The following is a 20450-nucleotide window of genomic DNA, read 5'->3' on the forward strand; positions in this document are numbered from 1 at the left end:
TATTTCCTATACTACCATTACGCGGACGAGGTTGTGAAGGTTCCACCGCCAGATGTAGCATTGTCTGGGTTACCGTGGTTGTGGTTCGGTACTGAAACAGTATGCGTATGTCCAGACGGAGCTTTGCCGTTAACTGCGATCCAGAGAGCCTGCAGCTCGCTCTGTAAGCCACTAACATTGGCTATTTGCAAGTTCAATCCGCTTACCGATCCGCCAAACGTAACCGCTCCCTGCAGACGTATAGGATTAGCGGTATTATTCGATCCGATCACGATACTATTCCCGTACATAGTCAGCGTACCGTTATTCGCGTACGAATTGAGTTCGCCAACCGATGTGCCGCTCGCATCCCGTAATACAATCGCAGCGGCGGACGAGTTATCCGACGTGAGTATCTGTACGCGCGTTGTTCCATTCGCATCGTAAGACCGGAAGCCTGACGCACTTAGCTCAACTCGCCGCCCACTTGCAGCAGTCCGGATTAGAGCGCCCGTCAACGTACCGCCAGTAATCTCGCCGAGCGCCGTAATATTCCCGCTGAAATATCCGTCTTTCCACGTAGATGCGTTAAGATTCGATTCGAATATATTCGCACTGTTCGCGGTCAAACGGTTCATCGTCGTATTGCCCTGCATATCAACGCGGAAAGGCGCAGAGTTAAACACCGCATGGCCCGCCGCTATACCGTTCGTATTAATCTGCGTCACATTGTTTCCGGATCCGATGAGTAACGACACGAAGGAACCGAGCTGCCCGATAATCCGTTCCGCAATAATTCCGTTAGCCGTAACCGCTGCCCTTGCTGTTGCGCCTCCGTCCGTTGTCAATACGATTCCATTCGCAGTCATGACGACCTGGTTCAGCGCGTTATTCTTATCCTGCAGAATGATACCGCGTGTATCGTATTTAACCTCCGTCTTGGACGCGTCGACGTCAATGACCGCCTGTTTCGCAAATGACTCGAATACCTCCGTCCGAATCGTTCCCGCGCTCATAATATCGTTGACAATCCGCTTGGCTCGGTCGAGATCCGCAATGATGTCGCTGAAATCCCGCGTCATCACGTTAGCCACTGTTGCTTGCGTGTGCTTATCGCGATCGAACGGATACTCGGCCAGCTCCGTTACGCGGGACGTTATATTCGCGAGTCCCATTTCCGGATCGTAACAGTACACGACGTCACCGAGCGCAACGGTCGATTCGGACGCGTCGATTTTGTGAATGTCCGCAGCGCTAACGGAAAGCTCAAGTGCAGGCACCTCATTATCCGCGAGAGCCTTACGCGTCTTCCGTACTAGCTCCGCAACATCCGTAATATTTTGCTCTATAATCTCACCGTCATAATACGCGATGTCTGACGTAGCCCAGGCGCTGGCATATTGCGATACGAGGTAATTCGATTGCAGCACGCCGTTAACGATCGCGCCGGGAATTGCCGCCAACCTTGCGCGCTCATCTGCGGTAAGAATGGTCGCAGGCTGTCCGATCCATGTGCGTCCGTCTTTCATCTGCGCGTACATACGGGTAACTAACGCACTGCCGTCGTCACCGTACGAAGAGGATACAATGTTTTTATTAATCCGGTATTGATGGCCGAAGTCGCCGCCGATCTTCTTGCGCAAATGAATGACGAAGTTATCCGGATCGACTTCCGCAACGTACATCGATATTACCGCGTTTAGCGCTTCGAGTGCGTTCGTGCGGCCCCAATCCTTCACGTCGTACAAGTCGAATGTATCATCGATTGAGAACGTAAATCTACCGTTAGTGGCCGCGCTAATAGCGTCAGTAAGCCGTGAAATATGAATGCCGTACGCCTCGGAAATATACGAAGAGTACGGCATTTTATAGTCCGCGAGCTTAAACATAACGTGAGAACATGATACTTGCGCGTTTAACGTCTTGCCTTCGCGATTACGTCTGCGCGAATTGATAACGTAAAGTTGGCCGCGCTCGTCTTGAACGTGGCCTTTTAGCGCTATGAGCTCGCGGTACTCCTCCGAAGACATCGGAATGTTAAAAGTCAGCGTGTAATCCGAGTTGATGCGGCGCTGACGCTGGACATCGTATGCGGACGGGAGGACTCCGATGGGATTGCGTGATTTATCGAATATACGTAAAATTGCGATTCACCTCCGCTTAGCTGATTTGGAAAATTCCGATGATGTCAACGATTGATCCGTTCGCGGCTGGGTAAGAGTTGTCGTACACCCGGACCTCAGCGTAATTCCTGTCTGCGTTGATTTCCACGGTGCAGGCTCTCCCAGAGGTAGCGATCTCTTTACCCGAACCGGAGCCCATTGCCGCTGTAAACGGAAGACCAACACGCAGAGCTCCCGCTCCTGATCCGTTAGTCGAGACCGTTACCCGTGCGTAGAATAAAACGAGTTTGCCGATCTGTAAATAGTGTCCGGTTGCACTCGCTGCTCCAACTGAGCCAGCTGAGGCGCTAACGGTAGGAGTGTACGTACGGAAACCGGAAAGATCCTTGCTGTTCATCGCGGTAATTGTAGTAGTGTTCGTTGTCTTAATGTCTGCTACAGCATACCCCTCAACCCGGTTGTTGGTAATTTCGTTAAGCATGGGCGAACCGGTCCCGAAGTCGTACTCTGCAATCCCCCAGTTGTGGTGAGTGCCCGCGGTGTCCGTGACGTTATTGCCAGTGACTTTGTTCTTTAGGCAGTCTGCTCCGTAGAGCAAGATACCCGCATGGTTCGCGACGCTTCCTTGATTAGCGTTTAATACCTGATTGTCCGATACGAGGTTGAAGCTAACGTTGTCAGCCAGGGCTATTCCGGATGCGAACGGACTAACGACCGTATTATTAGTAACGGAGTTAAACTGAGTTGCTACGGCGTTACCGAAGACAGAGATACCGAAATCGGTGCCGGTCTCACTCCCTGTGCCTGTCGTCCACTTGCATATATTTCCTGAAATCGTCACAGAACTACTGTCCTCGATATTGATTCCTTCCTTACCTGTATCCAGAGTAGTGTTGTCAGAGATAATACTGTCGGTCACCTGATAAAGACCAATACCGAAAGTAGCAGTATTTTTGCAGAAATTCCGGGTAACCTTTAGCTGAGTACCCAACTGAGCAGAGATACAGTGTGCAAGACCGGTCCCAATTACCACATTATCCTCAATGGTGTTGTTAGACTGCTGCGCGCCATCAAAGGAAATACCCTTCACCGAAAACGACTCGATCTTACACTTTCGCACGGTCACATAATTACATTGCGCGCCATAGATCGCTATTCCACCGCCTTTGATAGCATGGACTCGTTCGACGAGCACGTTTATACATAGAGTGAGGTCCAAGCAACGGAGTTCAGGGTAAGTTTCACTATCTACCTCGAAACTGATTCCGCTAATCTCAGCGTTGCTTAAGCCAAGAGCGGTAACCCACGAAGCTGCCGATTCTGCTGGGACCAGATCCCCCGGAACAAGCTTTACCTCTCCGTATCCCTTGAGTAATTTAACCGAACTTGGTACCGTCATCTGATTTATTTTGTACGTACCTGGCGGAATACCGATGTAACTCCCCGAACTAAAAGCCGCCACGAAAGCCGCGGTATCATCCGCAACTCCATCGCCTACTGCTCCGAATCCGGTTTTAACATTCGCAACCTGCATCGTATCTTTCAACTGATCCCCGTACTCATCCCGAATCATATCAAACTCCGCACGTATTGCGACTAAATCCGGAATCGGATCGGCTCCGTCGTTATTGTGCGAAGATCCGTGCGCACCCGGCGTAGCATCTCCCGTAGCCGTAACCGTGAGAGTCTTCGTGGTCGGGTTCGAAGATACCGTGATGCCCGTTCCACCTGCGATAGTCAGCGTATCGGATTCCGCACTAGCTACAACGTTATTCACTTGCGCAAATGCGTTTTGGTTCACTTCTGCGCCGTCGGCAATCCCAGTCAGCTTCGTGTGCTCCGCGCTAGTTAGATGCGCGATGCTGTCCGCTCCGTGCGCGTCTAGGTTCGTCTGAACCACGTCAACTTCCGCTTTACGCGCGATGTCATCCGATTCACTCGGCGCAGCTACTTTCGCCCGTCCCGCACTATCTCGTTGCATAATCTTGCCCGCGGTTGCGGCCGAAGTTGACCCGTGCGCAGTTTGAGCGGCTACGTGAGTATCATGTGCGTCAAGCTCCGTTTTAATGGCGGAGTAGTTCGCATTATGTTTCGCGAGGTTAGCCATGTCCAGCTCTTTGTTAATCGTTTGCGGATTAAATGCCATTGTCCGCGCTCCCTTCGTTAGTAGAGGTATTTGTAACGGAAGACGAACGCAAGCGATACTGCAAGACCCGCGCCTCCAACCGTAATCGTCGTTGTTCCTGGATTCAACGCAAAAAAGACGCCGTTACTTGATCCGTAGGCGTTGACTCCGTTTTTCTTAACCGTATATTTTTCGCAATTGATTTCCCACGTATCGGACGCGGTACTCGTTGCGTTAATTACTATCGTTTGGCTTCCGTCAGATAGCGTAAGATTCGTAAACGCGCCGCTAATTTTGATAACGGGCGATTGCGGCAATGTCCCCTCGTTTCGTACCGGCATCGCACCCGCCGCGTTAAAGAATTGCGCGTAATCCGAATATACGTAACCCTGTCCGTAGGATAACCCCTGACCGTATTCATTTACCGTGGTATCACGTAAAGATTGCGGCCACGGATCGTTCATCTTAAGCGGAAGGTTAATCGTGCGACTTCCGGTTGCCTGTACAGAAAGTGTCCCGCTATAAACTACCGGATATCTCTTCGCGGGCAAGTCGTGAAACTCAACGTAGATCTGCGGTCCGTGTACGCTCAGCATCGCCGCCAATTTCGCTAGCGCCCCGTGGTAATCCTGCGCAAAGCAATAAAGCGTCACGTTAATTACGCGCGGTCCAAACGTAGACCCGAAATCAAGTACGCCGTCCGATCCCGCGAGTTTAACCGTATTGTCCTCCGTTTCCGGAAGAACGGGCAGGCTCCGCTCGGTTAAAGCGAAGCCGATCGTTTCGAGGTCAATCTCGTTTATCTTCATACCCCATTCCGTCATTAGCGCGTCTTCACCCCCTGCGTCTGTAATCGTTGGACTGCGCGTGCTCTCTCGTCGTACAACGTTTCGGTATCCGCCTTATCCGCGAGAGTAACGTCATTAACGGACATATCGATGTGGTTAACGACTTGCGTTGGTGCCGCGACAGTATCTGATGGACCGGACGCGATCATACGGAAGACATTGCCGATCTGCTCCGGATTAAGGATTATCTCGCCAGCATGCGCGATTACAGGTACCGCCGCACCTCTCGGACCTTGGACAACGCCACCTTCCGCAAATTGCTGTAGCTTACCGGTATCCTTGTCGATGCCGTAAAGCTTACGCAATTCCTCGTTACGTGCGGTCAGACGCGCCATCTCAGCCGTATCACCTTTCGCCTTAGCCGCGTCCCATGCGTCTTTATTCGCGTTGTATTCGGCGAGGTCCCCGTTAGTCCCAGCGGAAGGAATGCCAGTACTCAACGTAGCCATCTTTGCGTTATACTCGGTGACAAACGAATCAAGTGACGCGAGGATTGTTGCGTTAGCTTCCGCGTTAGCATTCGTACGGAACTCCGCGATGGCCGCTTCGATAAACTTAACGTCATCTGCGTGATTCTCGAACGCATCGTTAAGCGCGTCGTACTGTCGCTGTGTTGCGGACTTCTCTTCGTCAAAAGCCGTATTGCGTGCGTCCTTTTCGTCCTGGAGCGCGGCCTTCTGCGATTCGAGATCCCGTTTGCGAAGTTCGCGATCGTGTTCGAGTTCCATGCGCGCAAGCTCTTTGATCAAGTCTTCGCGTTCCTGGATACCTTCCGGACCGACAGCGGATGATAGCAAGTCAATGCGCGCCAGCTTTTCGGAACGTTGCGTCTCATAGTCCGCGTCAGAATTGTACTCGGCTTCCTTCGCAATCAATGCGTCAATCGCCGCAATCTTCTCGTCGACTTCCGCAACGTACGCCTTCTTACGCTCCTCAATCGCAGCGAGATCGGCCTTTAACGCGGCATCAATATTCGTCTTCTCCGTTTTCAGGAGCTGATCTGCCAGTTTCTCCGTTTCGGTGACGAGCTTCTTGCGCAGGTTATAAAGCTGGTCCTCCGCCTTTTCGTAATACTCCGAATCCTTAGCGTGACGGTCGCGTACTCGCGTCCAGGCTGCGATCTTCATCTGCGTGATTTCAAGTTCCGATTTGCCTGCGGATTCCATGCGGCGTTCTTCCTTGCCGATCCACTTTTCGGACGCGCCATACGCATCAGCTACCGCTTGTTCGTTCGCCTTAACGAGTTCCTTACGCGCTTTGTACAGCTTCTCATCCGCGTCCTTATATTCGTCGGAATCCTTCTTATAACGGTCACGTACCCGAGTAAGCGCGGCGATCTTCATTTCAGCGATGGCGACTTCGGACTTACCGGAATCCTCCATGCGGCGCTCCTCTTTATCGATCCACGTCATCGAGAAGTCATAGCGCGATTTGACGCTGTCTTCTTCCAAGCGCTTGAGCTGCAGATTGAGTGTGCGCGAATCCTCGACCGTTTCTTTGAGATGCTGCGCGTGAGCTTTCTTAAGCTTCTCGTACGCTTTAATCTGCTGATCCGCTGACCAGTCGTACATCTCCGCTTGGTAGCGAATAGTTGCGAGATCAGCATTATACGCGTCATCCCGTAGGTCCTTCGCAACCTCTGCGGCAGACTTTCCGGTTTTGGCCTTCGAGGACTTTGCCTTCTTGCCGGCGGCTTTCTTTGATTTATCCTCTTTCAGACTAATTCCGGAGCTACCTTTAGCAGGAGCGTATGCTTCTCCGGAAGAGAGCGATTCTTTCGCACGTGAGATGTCGAGTAACGCCTGCTGTGCCTTTACTTCTTTCTCGTATAGCCCATCAAGTATCTCGCTATCTCCGTTTGCCATCCTCTCAAACGTAGGGTTAACGCTTATGCCGCCGATGCCTGTAACGGTCTTCTTCACGGGGCCAGACTGAATACCTCCGACAGCGTTCATAGCCTTCGCTAGACTCTCGTAGTTACTGATCTGCGCCTTAACTGAGGCCAAGTTTGCCTTAGCCATTGCCTCCATATTACTAACATAGGCATTTACAGCTTCCGCTGACTGATCAATGAAAGCTCGTTCAGCAGCGATGTGCTCATCGATAATACCGATATTCTGAATCCGCACCTGACCTGATTCGTCCATTACGCGGATAAGATCGGGGTACTTTTTACGTAATTGATCGACTGTGCTAGCTAATTCCTGTTTTTGCGCGTCATCAAGTTGTTGTGCGGAGGATAGTTCGTTGTAACGTGCGAGTAGTGCTTCCGAAGCTTCCACTTGTCGATATTTTGCGGTAACATCCGCAATCTCGGCCTCTTGCATCTTCAACAACGCCGGAGTCGATTCTTCAATAGTACGATTTAAAATATCAAGCTTGCTTGTAGCATCTTCCACGCCGTCATATCCGAGTCCGCGCAGTTTACCGTCCATATCCGCAAGCTGCTCGTTAATGTCGATCATCTCGTCAAGAAGCGCAGGCGTTCCGAGTCCTTGTTCTTGCAACGATTCGATTTCGTTCAGACGCGATTGTAACTGCGCGCGCTCCTCAAGAATCGTGTTCAACTCCGCAGTCTGCTCCTGTAACGCCTGAACTTCGGAAACAGTACGGTCGAGCGGCGATTGAGACAGCGTATTATTGAGCGAGCGCTGTGCCTCATCATGCTGACGTACGGCATCAGCCGCCTCGCTGTTACTCGAAATCAGCGCCGTCACTCCCGCAGCCACAAGTCCGAGCGTTACCGAAATCGCAAGCAATATCGGATTGCTGACCGTAAGTCCTTTTAGCGCGATCGACAGTACACCGATGGCTGTCGCAAGTGCAAGCGCGCCCGTTGCACCGGTTGCAAACGCGATAATAGCGTTCTGCAGTACCGGGTCCATATCGTTAAATCCGAGCAGTAAAGCGGAGATACCTTCGGCTGCCTTCCGAACAACTGGCGCAAAGTTATCGCCGACCGTAATACCGACCGCTTCGAGTGCGGATTGCATCTCTTGGATTGCGCCGTTTAGCGTATCCATTTGCGTTTCTGCGATCTGTGCTGCCGTACCACCGGCGTTATTAAGCGATTCGGTAAACGCGTTAAGATCGCCCTCGCCCGCCTTAATCAGCGTAAGGAATCCGGAAGCCGCCTCTTGTCCTGCGACGATGGCAGCCGCCTGTGCACGCTGAGCTTCCGTTAATTTACCGAAGCCCTTTTCGAACTGACCGATAATGTTCGCGAATGGCAAGAAGTTACCGGCCGCATCCGTTACAGTTACGCCGAGCTGCTTCATAACAAACGCGACGTCTTTCGTAGGGCTCGCGAGTCTGAGCATGATTGCGCGAAGTTGGGTACCGGCCATTTCGCCTTGGATACCGGCGTCAGACAATTTCGCAACGGCTGCGGACGTCTCTTCGACGCTAACTCCGAGGTTAGCTGCGATCGGTGCGACGTATTTCATCGCGTAACCAAGCTGCTCAATGTTCGTATTCGAGTTCGTCATCGTCTTCGCCATAACGTCTACGACGCTGCTCGTTTCGCCGGCTTCGAGTTGGAATCCCGTTAAAATGTTCGAAGCGATATCCGCTGTACGCGCGAGTTCCATCTGGCCCGCCGCCGCGAGATTAAGTACGCCAGGCATGGCCGCCATAATCTCGTTTGTCTTAAATCCCAATCGTTACATCGAGGCTCTTTATCCTCGACTCTCCGCGTTTCCCCGGAGTATCGGACTATATCTTCACCGTTGCCTTTACGCATTACGGTGCTCGGCGCTCGTGGGCGTTTCCTCATGTCCAAAGAGTTAGATTACTCCGCCTAGTCTCTACACGTTCCTGTGATTTCTCAACAGGCTTCGCTCGGTATTAGCATCCCATCCAACGCAAATAAGGCAGAATCAACTCTGCCCTTTAATTTGAAATACTCTATTAATTGCGTTAGGTCGTTTTGTGTGTAGCCAAAGGAATCATGAAACTCCTTATGACACACGTCGCACATTGTAACTCCGTTATACATTTCCGTTCTTATGTCCGCGTGCTCAGCGAAATTATAAATGTGATGCGCGATTAAATTTCCGCCCTTACTATCGCCACAACAGCGACAAGTGAACGAATCTCGCGAAAATACATTAGTTCGCCATGCAAAATATTCAGGATACTTACGTGCGTTAATACGATCCTCCTCGGTTAAGTCAGGGTTCCACTTTGGATGGTTCTTTCCCGAAAGAATAACCGAATTGTGACTATTCTTGCATCCAACGGAGCAGTACTTCCATTTTTTATCCTTAACTTGAGAAGGATACCTTTTGAAAGTTCCGCCACAGTAGTCACAAGAATAATCTCTCTTCCCCTTTGGCTCTGTTTTGGGTCTTGCCCAATTTCCGTAGCACTCATTGTTACAGAAAGTGTGCTTTCCTATTTGGGAAGGTTTTCTGAGAAAGGTTTTACCGCACGTCTCGCAGGTACATTCCAGACTGTTGAAGTTTGGATTCAACTCTCCTGCAAAGTACTTACCGATATTTGCTTTATAGCACTCGTTTGAACAAAAAATATACTTTTGAGTTTTTACTTTATGGGGGCTCACGCTTATCTCTTTAGAGCAACCGTCGCAGTTTCTATTCAAACTACCACCTTCGATCTATTAGAATAAGCGTTGGATGGATTAGCTTTCACCGAATTCACCAAGTGTTTTTAGAACGGCATTTCTGCCGAACTGACCCGAATTTAAGCCATTGCTAAAAAGCTCTGAGCGTCAGCCGCCTGGCTTGACGTAAATACCGTTGTCGCACCGAGGTCAATCGATTGCTGACGTAGCTTTTCGAACTCTTCGCCCGTCGCGCCTGATATCGCCTTAACCTTCGCCATAGATTGCTCGAAAGTAGCCGCGGTCTGTATCGCCTTCGTAATGACGACAGCCATCGCAGCCGACAACGCAGCATACGCAAGTCCTAGCTGCTTAACCTCCGCACTCGCACCGTTCGCCGACTTCGCGTTCTTTTCGAGCTCGTTGGTAATCTTCGTAATCTCCGTGCTACTCGCGCCTAAACGCTTCATCTCCGCGGTGACCGCTTCGATCTGTTTACGCAAGAGCTCCGGATTAGCCTTCCGTAAGCTCGCGTTTATCTTCTCGATTTGTGCGGCCGAAGCGCCTACTTCGGACAGCCGCGTATTCAGCGCAGAGAAAGAAGAGGACGCAGCTTTGCCGGCATCCCCGAGTTCCTTCGCTTTCGTTTTTGCGCGGTCGATCGCTTGGTTATAACCGCTGACGTCTGCCGTAATCGTTGCGCGTATTCCTCCGACATCTACCGTACTAATCGCTATCACCTCTCCTTATCGTCCGTGCTGTAGTTGCCTCCGCATGGCTTCGAATCCTGATTCGTCAAACTCCGTTTTTGTTACCGCGTTCATGCCGGCACGTTCCCGCAAACTACCAATGAGCTTTTTCATGTCGTCGCCGGTCGAATGCTGAACGGACAATGACGTCAGCCAATCCTCGGCATCGACTTTCCGTTTAGCCTCAAGCGCGGTAAAAACGTCCATGACGAAATAGCCCGTTTCAAACTCGACTTGCGTCTTGCCGAGACGGACTGCGCACTCTATAAAAAACTCGTCGATCGTTACTCTGCGTTCTGCGCGTCCGGAGTCTGACCCGTTGCCAGTCCCGCCAGGTTCAGGACGCCCCGCCCGTTTTTTAGCAGTTCACCGAAATTGTTCGCCTTCGCTACCGCACCGTAGAACGCCACCAATTCGTCAATGGACGCGTTTTGTTCGATGTACTCCTCGTCAATGCCCGTCAGGACGGCCGTCACTCGCACGATATCGTCGAAAGATTCGCGGATAGCTGCAACGAAATAAGCCGCCTTGTCTCCGGGAGCAGCGGTCATTACACTCACGATGAGTTGCGGTACTGCGTGGATTGAATCGAACAGGTCGCGCCATTGTGCAATCGTGATCTTACGTGGCGTTACCGTCTTGCCGCCGATCTTGTATTTGTTCGCGCCGATTAATCGCAATATTATCGCCTCCGTTAAAGAAATAGCGGCCCCGAAGGACCGCGCGTTAATTATGGCGTTGCTGTGATTGTGCTATCGCCCAGGATCGCTACCACACCGTCTTCGTCCGGAGTCGACCGCAGTGTTACGTTGGTGATCCGTTCGTTTTCGTTATCGTACGCGTAGCTCAGGTCCGTTTCGGAATACGCTTTAGGCAGCGTTACCCAATAGTTCGGATCGTTCAGTTTCGCGAGCGGTTTGATAACAGCTTGCTTCGCGGAATCAATCAGGTTGAGACCGACGCCCGTTTTCAGCTCGATTTTCGAATCTGTGCCGTCCGTTACGACGCTTGCACCCGTCATAATCTTCGGAATTACGGACAATTCGTACTCAGCGAACGGGATAGTAATGCTGCAGTTACGGCCAGTGATCCGTTTGCCGACGATTGTCTCGCCCGTTTGGTCCGTGAGCTGATCGCGGTAAGTTGTTTCGGTTGCGAACGTTACGCCGCCGATGGTGGTTTCGAACTTAACCATATCCACGCCTGTACCGTACTCAACGATAGCTGGACCGAGTTCAATCTTGGAAAAGTCTTGTGCCATTTGTAGGTTCCTCCTCGAATTTGGACATACAAAAAGACGGCCCCGTATGGGAACCGCCTAGATTGTTGTCAGTGTGAAATTAAGGGAAAACATCGTTCGATCATTCGTGTCTTTGCCGAGATAAATCGGAGACGACTGGTTAGCGCGAGATTTAACTATGCGTGTGCTTCCGAAGTAAAACTCGCCTTTACTCGCCAGGTCCTCGTATATCGCGTCAGCTATTTGCGTAGCTTTTGCCGGAGACTTAGCGCGCACTAACACTTGAAACGCTGGCCTCCGCTTACTCGTCCATTCGCTCGGCTCATATCCACCACTCATACGTACATAGGCGCAGTCGTCCGGATTGCCTGACGCGAACTCGTTAGCAACGTAAGTAAACGGGACAGCCACGCGCAAATAAGCCGTGATATCCGGCACTCCTAGAATCGCCATTACTCCGCCAGCCCCTTTCGGATCGCGTCCGCAATCATGCGTTGATACTTCGACGCGTTCTGCGTGAGCGGATCTTCGAGATATTTCGGCTTCGTTCCGGGAGTAGTCGGGTTCTTGAACGTATCCATTTCGTGGACAATCAACGCGTAGTTAACGCGATCGCCACTACTGCCGCGCTCATTTACGGAATAGTAGACTTCGCCGGTTACTCCGGTCGGGCTTACCGTGACGCGTTTACCTGACGTCTCCCGAAGCGTACCTTTATCGAGCGGAGCTTCTTCGCGTGAGATACGTAATAACTCATCGGTCGCGTCATGCATGCCGAGGGCCGCCGCATCCTGTACGTTTGCCTTCGAAAAGTCTAGCGATTTGAAGAAACCAGTCATATCGAACTCGATCGACATTACACGTGCACCTCCGTCAATATCGGCTTACCGTTGAGCGCCCTCTTTACGCTGATTGCGATTGGCGTGTACGATGTCGTCCGCATATTCTCGTCTGTGTACGTGAGTCGGTCCGAAATATTTAACGAGGGCAAACGGTCGAAGAAGAACGCGCCAACACTGGCGACTTCCTCTCCGCGCTGATTGCGTACTAATTTAACCTCTTCGGAAAAGCGGCATTTTAACGCGTAATCATCGCCGTAGGACGGTTCGTTATAATCTGGATCATAGCTGAGGAATGGCGAGACGATGACGGTCTGACGCAAAGGCATAGCTGGCATTAAGGAATCAACCTCCCGAAGCGTTGCGCAGAAATCTTAACGCCATTCTCATCTCCGATAATATCGCGACTTGATTGCGGAACTAATTGCGCTAATTTCCTTTCGCCAACACCAAACGAGACTGAAACCGCCCCGCTTATTGAGGTCGACTGGATGCCGCGCTGTGCTTGCACCATCGTATCGCTAAAGACGACAGATAAGGCCGCAGCGAATTCGTACACAGCCTCGTCCGGAATCGTATACTTGGAATAGAGACGGTTCAATGTTCGCTCTGCCACGTTTAACATTCGTTGTTTTTTGGCGGCGTCAGAATCTTCCCATCCCTCTGTATCAATCACGTTAAGGCCGATGTACGCGTCTGCTGCAGTTATTGTTAGAGCCATGCCTCACACCTCCGATTATTTAGCGGAGGGTTTGGCTGCTGCTTTCCGAGGTTTAGGCGCTTTGGGCGCGTCCTCTTCTTGCGGTGGCTTTTCCTCCGATTTTGCTTCCGACAAATAGCCGTAGTCGTTAACGAGAACCCTGCGCAGATTTTCGTCTTCAACTACGGCCGTGCCATTTTCGAATTTTACGCCGCACGTAACTCCGTCATAATTAGGATTCGGCGTTTTGATTACGAACATCTGCGCACCTCCCGATTATTAGACGATGATACCGGACAGACGAGCAGCGGATTTACCGTCGAACAGCGCCATACCAGTGTAGAACTCGATACGAGTACGCAGAACTGGCTTATCATGTACCTCGCCCAAATCCGTTACTTGTACGCCGCCGTTAGTCAGTCCGGAAGTATACTCGTCAGCTCCGAATTTCACCGCGTAGATGGAGGTTGTGTTCGTAGCTGTACCGGTAGTTTCGTTGTGACCGATTACTTTACCGCCAGCAGCGTTATCTCCTGCGTCGAAGATTGGGACACCGTTGAATGCAATTACCGGTTTACCGAATGCATCCACGCTGTTTTCGTGGAATCCGAGTTTTCTTGCGATCGTGCTCAAACGAATCTTCGTTTTGGAGTCCATGTACAATGCATCCGCACGTCCACGCGTTTGATACAGCAAGGATTCAAGTGCCTCAAGGAACAAATCGTAGTTTCCTTCGTCTCCGATATTTAGACCATTTGTAGCTGCTGTAATGACTTGAGAACCCGTAAGACGTTTCTTCAATCCATCGAAAGACTTGGAGTCAGTAGCGATATCGCCATTGAAGAATGTATCTTGGAATTTGAATGCCGCTGCTTTTGTTTTCAATGCGGTCTGAATCGCACGCTGATCGTTAACATTGGAACGTGTCCGTTGGATAAACTTATCGACGTCAGCGTCGCCGCCCATGATGGACAGAGATTCAGTCAATTGGTTTACAGCGCCGGTAGATTCCACATAACCCTCGTTTACTCCACGGAAAGCTACTCCAGGCAGAGATGCCTCGCGATTGTACGCATAAGCGTTACCTTGAATCTCCATGAACGGCAGGTATTGAAGGACCGGAGCGTTCTGAACGAATGTTTCGATAACTCCTTGTTGAAGCGTGTCCTGTGAAAGTTTTGCGGATTCTAAAAGTGTCAATGCCATTGTTAAAAATCCCCCTATTATTTATTGAAAATAAAAAAAAAGAACCGACAAGGTTCTTATTTGTTACTCGTACTCGAATACCCGAGAGCCATCTTACTGCGCGCATCCATTACGGAAGTATCAATCTTATGACTGCCTCCGTTGGTCTCTCCGCCAATTTGGCGTGTTCCTGCGCTTTGATCTGCAAGATATGGCTTTGAAGAGATGAGCGCGCTGATAACTTCAGCCATCCCCGCAACATTGCCGGAATCATCAACCATAACTCCGGAAATATCCGCCAGCTTAAACGCGTCCTCGATCGCATCCGGCCGGATCTTTTGCTCGCCGGTTGCCGCCAAAGCTTTAAACTCCGCTTTAACAAGGCGCTCATTCGCCACTTTTAACGCGTTGGTTCGAGCTTCCTCGGCTTCCTGTGCGCGTTTCTCAGCGGCTTCTTTCTCCGCCGCGTATTCCGGCTGCTTACCTTCCATCTCCGCTAACTTAGCCTTAATATCCTCGTAATCCTCACGTCCTTTACGGTCACGCATGAGCCTTTCACGGACAATTGCGTCTAGTTCAGACTGCGTAAATGTCTTTTCAGGTTCTTGCGGTGCCGGTTCCGGATCTCCTACCGCAAAGAGCTGCAGATTCATCGGAAACTTAGTGCGAATATGTTCGGTTTTCATGATTGTATCCTCCCGCGTTTTAGCGCCGCGTAGCGCATAGTATCCGTCAGTTTAACGACGTATCGTAGGTCGTGCGATTTTAGTTGTGTATAATCGCGTTATATAATGCGTTCGCTAAGTCTTGATGCCCGTAGTCGTTCATGTGGACGTCATCGGACGCGACGAACTGCAGTACGCTCTTCGCGTAATCAAATGTTCGCCAGCGCTTGTACGTCTCATAGAAAGCTAGGTTATTTTGCTCAGCTAACTCACGGTATACCTGAACGTAAGCATCGAGTGGGATCGCTAACTCGGAACTTCTGAATCCCGCCGAGTAGAGTATTACGTCTCCGTACTGCTTTGCGCGGTCAATCAACGTTTGGGTTTGATTCTTGAACGTATCAAGCGGGACCTGAGCTGCATAGTCATTCGATCCGTACGCGATTACAGTCAGTGCAGGCTTCCAGATATCGATTTGTGTTTGCATAAAGTTCTCTCCCGAGAGTGCCGAGCTAGTTCTCGAACCTCTTAAACCCATTCCATTAACTCGCACTCCTGCGGAGGCTCTTCCTTCGTACATTCCGATTAATGTAACTCCGCTGGCTGCCTGAGGTCGATCAGTAACCGTTAGGACTGCGGTGTGTTCCGCATCGGTCAATCCTGTAGCAACGACCAGTTCAGCCGCGGGACTAGCTGATCCGATTGAGGTGAAAGATTTGGGAGCACCTTGATCTACCGCAACAGTGAATCCGGCACCCAGTGTCCCCAAGACCGTGATAAGTGTTAAAGAAGTTCCAGAGAATTTAATTGATAACGAAGCGTCTCCGGAAGACTTAATCGCCGGAACTCCGAGAAACCCATGCGTTGCGAGGTTGTTCCAAGTTCCCGTCTTATTTACGAAAAAGTCTGGATGAGTGTGTGGAATAAATCCCCTACCGACATTTCCGAACTCCTTCGCTAATTTGGATCGGAATCGTCCGACAAACCCGCCATTGAACCATCCTAGTTGTTTATCAATCGCAACACTACCGTCAACACCACCGCCTCCGCCGCCTTGGCCTACTACTGAGCTAGATCCAATGATGACTAGATTGGCTATTTTGTCGCCGTTTTGTACTTTGGCCAAGTCCGACCGCCAACGCGTAAGTCCTTCGTCTCCGTTATACAAGTACCCGGATTGTTTCTCCGCTTGCTTCACCTGTTCCAGTACTTTCCTCGCGCTGTATCTCGCGCGTGAATCGTGCGCCATCTAAATTCCTCCTCCGATATTTTCCGGATTGCGGACCGGAGAAAGCACGTGACGACAGCGCGGATGGAATATGTCTCTTCGAGGTAAATCGCCTACATACGGATAATCTCCGGGAGCATCCGGTACTAACTTGACGATGCGGCCTTCCCAGTTACGACACGCATCTTTCGCGCCATGACTTGATATCTGCGCGTAATATGTTTCGCGTCCGATCGCCTCATTTATCGTTGCGTCTCGGTGCGCGGAATTAAGTTTCGTACGTGTTACGGTATCGACGTAGACTTCCGGCTTCCAACGCCGTCCTGCCGCGTCAATAATACCGGTGTCTGTTGCCTGGCCTAGTGTCTTACGGATGCCTGCGAGCGTGTCCGCGTTAATCGTTCTGCGGCCGTTGATGCCCGACGCCATGTTAGCGCGGAAAGACTCCGCAGTTGCTTGGCGGACGGCCTGACGGACTCGGCGGTCGATGTTCTGCGTAACCGCAAGCAAATCCGCTTGTGTATCCGCAATAGCCGACGCTACCATTTCGCGGTTGATCCGGTTAAACTTAACGATCTTTTCCGCTTCGGCTAGCGTATTGGCGACGCCTAGCCCTACGATAGCCCGCGCTACTCCATCCGTTGCCGCTTTCGGCACATACTCCGCAACCCAGGCGGCCGACTCCGCGTTTAGATCACGCAAAATAGCCGCAATCTCAGCGAGAGCGGCCTTTGCATGTGCGCGTGATATATCGGAAACGTCTAGGCGTGATAATTCCGTTGTGATTGCGAGGATTCCGCGTTTGTAGGCGTCGACGAGACGGTTGATATCGCGGTCATAGTTCGGATCAGGAATCCGCGCCATTATACGACTACCTCTTCGTTAAATATCGTGCCGTCGACGGTGCCTGCCGTTCGTTTCTCGTCGTCGTCAATGCGGCTCATCGCTTGTTCCGCCTGCTCATCAGTGAGCCCGTCAAGTCGTTTAACTGCGTCACGTACGGACATCGTCGGTTTACCACCGGTACGGATTTGCGCTATTTCTGCCTGCTCACGATCATCCGTCGGAAGTCCGTCAGAGAATATAATGTGCGGCTTTGTTGGCGTGTAGTCGATACTAGCTTTAGATTGCGCCTGCTCAAGGAGTTGCGCGATAAAAAGTGCCTCTGTGAGCGCCTTATCGAAGTACTGACGTTTACGCGCTATTTTAGAAAGCAAAGGATTCATGCGATATTTGACCGCGAGTCCTGTCGCTCCGCTAGTACCTGCATTCTCTTTTCCTAATGCAATGGGTGGGAGCTCTGATGTGGTCAGGAGTGTGTCTATGAGCTTGTCGAGTTCCTTAAATGCCGACTCAAGCTGACCGTCCCAAGTAACATATTGAGGTACGACTGAGCCAGAGTCTATGACTTCAAAGACTTTAGCATAAGCAGCTCTTTGTTGAGGAACTCCGTCCGGACCATCCTCTAAAACTCCTGCCGGAACAGTTAATATCGGGTCCGCGTGTTTATCTAAGATTGATGCAATTTGAGTCAATCGGTTATTAATCTCTCGGAACAAAGCTTTATGCTCGCTTATATCGTCCGATCCGCTCCATGTATCGTCAAAAGAGAAGTTTGGGACGTGTACGATAAGAGGCGCGGGCACTCCAGTTTTCAGCGGTGCCTCAACGTCTTCCAACTCTTTCGTAATAGACCACGAGGTAACTTCATCATTTCGCGTAGTCAAAGCGGTCATTTCGAACTTGGAAAACGTAATCTCACCTGGAACATGAGTTTCAACGTGCAGCTCCCAGCGAATCCGCCCTTCTTCAGTAAAGGCAATTGGGACAGCTATGTGGTATGCCGCGACTTTTTTAGCATTGCCGGGCACTGTTTCCGGAAAAACATAAGCCGCATTCTGTGATTCAATCACCGCGCGATAAGGATCTTGTGATTCCGGTAAGATTCCGCGATATTCTTGCGCCCATTTGACCTTATAAAACGAGTCTCCACGGTAAGCATTTCCGTGAGCCATTTCGTAGTTTGTCGTATTGAGCGTATTTTCTTTGACTATCCGGTCCAACGCGGTTTGTTCTGCTGACGCCTCTTCTCCTGCGCTATAAATCGGAGAGTCTCCAAATAGCAAATCGGCAGCTTTCTTGCATATCAATCCCGCGTAGTTAGCGTAGATATAGCGTTTGGGCTCAACTTCTATTTCTTCGCTCAGTCTCTTTATCAAATCAGCGTTACATCTGACAAGCTCCGCGTTTTCCCGGTATCGGTCTACCCGTTCCTTGTGTTCTTTTGGCGGATACATCTTACCAACCTCAAACAATGCGACGCCTCCTTTATAGTCCTATAGGTTTTTTGCTCCACGATCTTCCCCGTCTTGCTATGCCTCCTGCAGCCTCAACCGCGCCAGCAAGAGAATCCGGTAAATCATCATGAGTTCCGGAGGGAAACTGCTCCATTTGCTCGAGCAATAGCCTGTGCGATTTGTTAAAACGCAAAAAACCGCTCTCGATAAGCGGCTCCAATGATTCAATGCGTATTTCTTTCTTTGTACGGGACACAACCGCCTTGAGGCGTACGCTTCCGATGCCTTCTTTCCGTAATCTTTCGCTCAATTGCCGATACATATCATGCTGCGCACCGACCGTTTCCACTGCAAAAGCCTTATGTCCGTAACGTTTGATAATCTCAACCGCCTGCTCCAACGCTATATGAGCTGCGCATTTCCTCGCCCATGCCTCAATTACGTACATTACACGAGTGTTCCGGTCTATTCCGACCGTTACGATCGCGTTATAGTCGGAACGCGAGCTTTTGCCCTGCGCGATGTCCCAGAAAGCGTAATAATCAAGCGGAAGTTCTCGACCGAATTTATCAATAAGATCCGATTCATCGTAATACCGGAACAATTCCGGGTTAAATATCATCGATTCTTCATCGATCGGAGTATTTTGATATTCCGTGTTAAACGCTTTTGATCCGTTGGCCCACTTCCAGGTCATCAGTGCCCATAACGGCTGAACTTCCGGCCAAAGTACGACCGCTCCTCTGTCCATTTCCTCTCGGTTTGCTTCGTAGAACGCTCGCGCAGCCTTAACTCTATCCTCGATGTCAGGATTCAAGTATATAGCGCGGCATTTTTCCCACAGTTCGGTGTGCTCCGGTTCTTCAATCAACGCCTTGTATAGCTTTGAGTTAAAGTCGGACCGCTTCATAACCGTTCTTAACAGCGACTCAGCATGTACAACCGTTCCCATATATACGAAGGCAGTCCGCTTACCTTTCGGATCACCGAGCGGCACCACCGTTTGCGAAAACCAATCGCGCATCTTCTGGCGCAGTTCCGGAGTGGCCGCGTTAGAGCGTATGTCTTCCAGGTCATCGCAGATTATCAGGTCAGGACGTACACCCTCCCAGTTACGTCCACGCAATGCCTGGTTACTGGATGCCGCCTCCATCTTCGTTAACTGACGCTGGCCGCCGTCCGCTGTAGGCTCCCACGCAACAAACTCCGAGGAGTTATCTTTCGGGTTCATTTGCTGCTTCGGATTCAGTAACGGACCAAAGTCTGCGCGTAGTTTCGCGTTACTCTTGAGCTGATTCGCAATCCACTCAAGGTTGCCAGTAGATACCGCAGGCGTTTCCGATATGTTGATGATGTATTTACGATGTCTATACGCGATCTCACGTAGAGGGAATGCCTTTGATAAGTACGACGATTTCGCGTGAGAACGGGGCGCCGCACGCACTACCTTAGCATTTATCTCCCGCATGGATACGTCGTCCATTGTCTCGCAAATTTCACGGTGAAACGACGGTGAATCTTCGACACTTTCGACGTCGAATCCGTCCCAGTTACCCGCGTTGCCAGGATTATGTACCTCCGAGAAATATTCGAGCGCGAAGTATAGGAGGTCGGCCTCCGCTCTATGGATTCGTGACAATCGCTCTGATTCGTCGAGGTACTGCGTTAGTTCCGCTTCTTCTTCACTCGTTAGCAACTCCGGAACACCTTCCGCAGTCATCGCGTGAATTAACGCGTCTAATCTATCGATAATCTGTTCGCGCTCATCTCTATCGACCCACCGATCGTTTACCCACGCCATGACTCCGCCTCCTCTTCGCTAATTTTCAGCGTGAAATAACGCTGTTGTTGCGTGACCCTACCGAATACACTCGGACTTGGTTAAACGCGCTAAATACACGCTGAAAG

Annotated in this window: 19 protein-coding genes; all 19 read right to left on the reverse strand. The window is 50.8% G+C overall.

What is annotated here, in order from left to right; all coding sequences use genetic code 11:
• Positions 1 to 17: 17 nt before the first annotated feature.
• The 19 genes from F4V51_RS19085 to terL all read right to left on the reverse strand — a co-directional run bounded on the left by F4V51_RS19085 (position 18) and on the right by terL (position 20010).
• Positions 18 to 2129: a phage tail protein gene (locus F4V51_RS19085; RefSeq protein ID WP_153979247.1), complete on the reverse strand. Its 2112-nt coding sequence runs from the start codon at positions 2127 to 2129 to the stop codon at positions 18 to 20.
• A gap of 10 nt (positions 2130 to 2139) precedes the next feature.
• Positions 2140 to 4248, reverse strand: coding sequence for a right-handed parallel beta-helix repeat-containing protein (locus F4V51_RS19090; RefSeq protein WP_153979248.1), 2109 nt, complete (start codon positions 4246 to 4248; stop codon positions 2140 to 2142).
• A 17-nt stretch (positions 4249 to 4265) separates the two neighbouring features.
• Positions 4266 to 5051, reverse strand: a complete 786-nt coding sequence (locus tag F4V51_RS19095; protein WP_153979249.1) for a phage tail domain-containing protein — start codon at positions 5049 to 5051, stop codon at positions 4266 to 4268.
• Positions 5051 to 8734 carry a phage tail tape measure protein gene (locus F4V51_RS19100; protein ID WP_268893512.1) on the reverse strand — a complete coding sequence of 1228 codons (3684 nt, stop codon included), beginning with the start codon at positions 8732 to 8734 and terminating at the stop codon, positions 5051 to 5053. Before F4V51_RS19100 ends, F4V51_RS19095 begins: the two co-directional genes overlap by 1 nt.
• Positions 8735 to 9779: 1045 nt before the next feature.
• The gene (locus F4V51_RS29135; protein WP_236146596.1) at positions 9780 to 10379 is read right to left on the reverse strand and encodes a phage tail tape measure protein; all 600 of its coding nucleotides are present in this window, start codon (positions 10377 to 10379) and stop codon (positions 9780 to 9782) included.
• A 6-nt stretch (positions 10380 to 10385) separates the two neighbouring features.
• The gene (locus F4V51_RS19110; RefSeq protein WP_153979251.1) at positions 10386 to 10595 is read right to left on the reverse strand and encodes a hypothetical protein; all 210 of its coding nucleotides are present in this window, start codon (positions 10593 to 10595) and stop codon (positions 10386 to 10388) included.
• A 77-nt stretch (positions 10596 to 10672) separates the two neighbouring features.
• Complete coding sequence (locus F4V51_RS19115) at positions 10673 to 11068, reverse strand: hypothetical protein (RefSeq protein ID WP_153979252.1); 396 nt, start codon at positions 11066 to 11068, stop codon at positions 10673 to 10675.
• 50 nt (positions 11069 to 11118) lie between these two features.
• Entirely contained in the window at positions 11119 to 11649 is a 531-nt protein-coding gene (locus F4V51_RS19120; protein ID WP_153979253.1) for a hypothetical protein, read from the reverse strand.
• A gap of 57 nt (positions 11650 to 11706) precedes the next feature.
• Positions 11707 to 12081 carry a minor capsid protein gene (locus tag F4V51_RS29480; protein WP_416226482.1) on the reverse strand — a complete coding sequence of 125 codons (375 nt, stop codon included), beginning with the start codon at positions 12079 to 12081 and terminating at the stop codon, positions 11707 to 11709.
• Complete coding sequence (locus tag F4V51_RS19125) at positions 12081 to 12485, reverse strand: hypothetical protein (RefSeq protein WP_153979254.1); 405 nt, start codon at positions 12483 to 12485, stop codon at positions 12081 to 12083. The genes F4V51_RS29480 and F4V51_RS19125 overlap by 1 nt, the downstream gene beginning before the upstream one ends.
• Positions 12485 to 12805, reverse strand: coding sequence for a hypothetical protein (locus F4V51_RS19130; RefSeq protein ID WP_153979255.1), 321 nt, complete (start codon positions 12803 to 12805; stop codon positions 12485 to 12487). The genes F4V51_RS19125 and F4V51_RS19130 overlap by 1 nt, the downstream gene beginning before the upstream one ends.
• A complete protein-coding gene (locus F4V51_RS19135) occupies positions 12805 to 13188 on the reverse strand; it encodes a hypothetical protein (protein WP_153979256.1) in 384 nt (127 codons plus the stop codon). Before F4V51_RS19135 ends, F4V51_RS19130 begins: the two co-directional genes overlap by 1 nt.
• Before the next feature lie 15 nt (positions 13189 to 13203).
• Positions 13204 to 13428 (reverse strand): hypothetical protein, encoded by a 225-nt coding sequence (locus F4V51_RS28870; RefSeq protein ID WP_153979257.1) that lies wholly within the window; start codon positions 13426 to 13428, stop codon positions 13204 to 13206.
• 18 nt (positions 13429 to 13446) lie between these two features.
• Positions 13447 to 14373: a major capsid protein gene (locus tag F4V51_RS19145; protein ID WP_153979258.1), complete on the reverse strand. Its 927-nt coding sequence runs from the start codon at positions 14371 to 14373 to the stop codon at positions 13447 to 13449.
• A 56-nt stretch (positions 14374 to 14429) separates the two neighbouring features.
• Positions 14430 to 15038 carry a scaffolding protein gene (locus F4V51_RS19150; RefSeq protein ID WP_153979259.1) on the reverse strand — a complete coding sequence of 203 codons (609 nt, stop codon included), beginning with the start codon at positions 15036 to 15038 and terminating at the stop codon, positions 14430 to 14432.
• 79 nt (positions 15039 to 15117) lie between these two features.
• Positions 15118 to 16266 (reverse strand): SGNH/GDSL hydrolase family protein, encoded by a 1149-nt coding sequence (locus F4V51_RS19155; protein ID WP_153979260.1) that lies wholly within the window; start codon positions 16264 to 16266, stop codon positions 15118 to 15120.
• Positions 16267 to 17109, reverse strand: coding sequence for a phage minor capsid protein (locus F4V51_RS19160; protein WP_153979261.1), 843 nt, complete (start codon positions 17107 to 17109; stop codon positions 16267 to 16269).
• On the reverse strand, positions 17109 to 18560 hold the full coding sequence (locus F4V51_RS19165) for a phage portal protein (RefSeq protein WP_236146597.1): 1452 nt from the start codon (positions 18558 to 18560) through the stop codon (positions 17109 to 17111). The genes F4V51_RS19160 and F4V51_RS19165 overlap by 1 nt, the downstream gene beginning before the upstream one ends.
• Positions 18561 to 18573: 13 nt before the next feature.
• Positions 18574 to 20010: a phage terminase large subunit gene (gene terL / locus F4V51_RS19170; protein WP_236146598.1), complete on the reverse strand. Its 1437-nt coding sequence runs from the start codon at positions 20008 to 20010 to the stop codon at positions 18574 to 18576.
• Positions 20011 to 20450 lie beyond the last annotated feature (440 nt).

Origin of the sequence: Paenibacillus xylanilyticus, from assembly GCF_009664365.1 — a bacterium.
GTDB lineage: Bacteria > Bacillota > Bacilli > Paenibacillales > Paenibacillaceae > Paenibacillus > Paenibacillus xylanilyticus_A.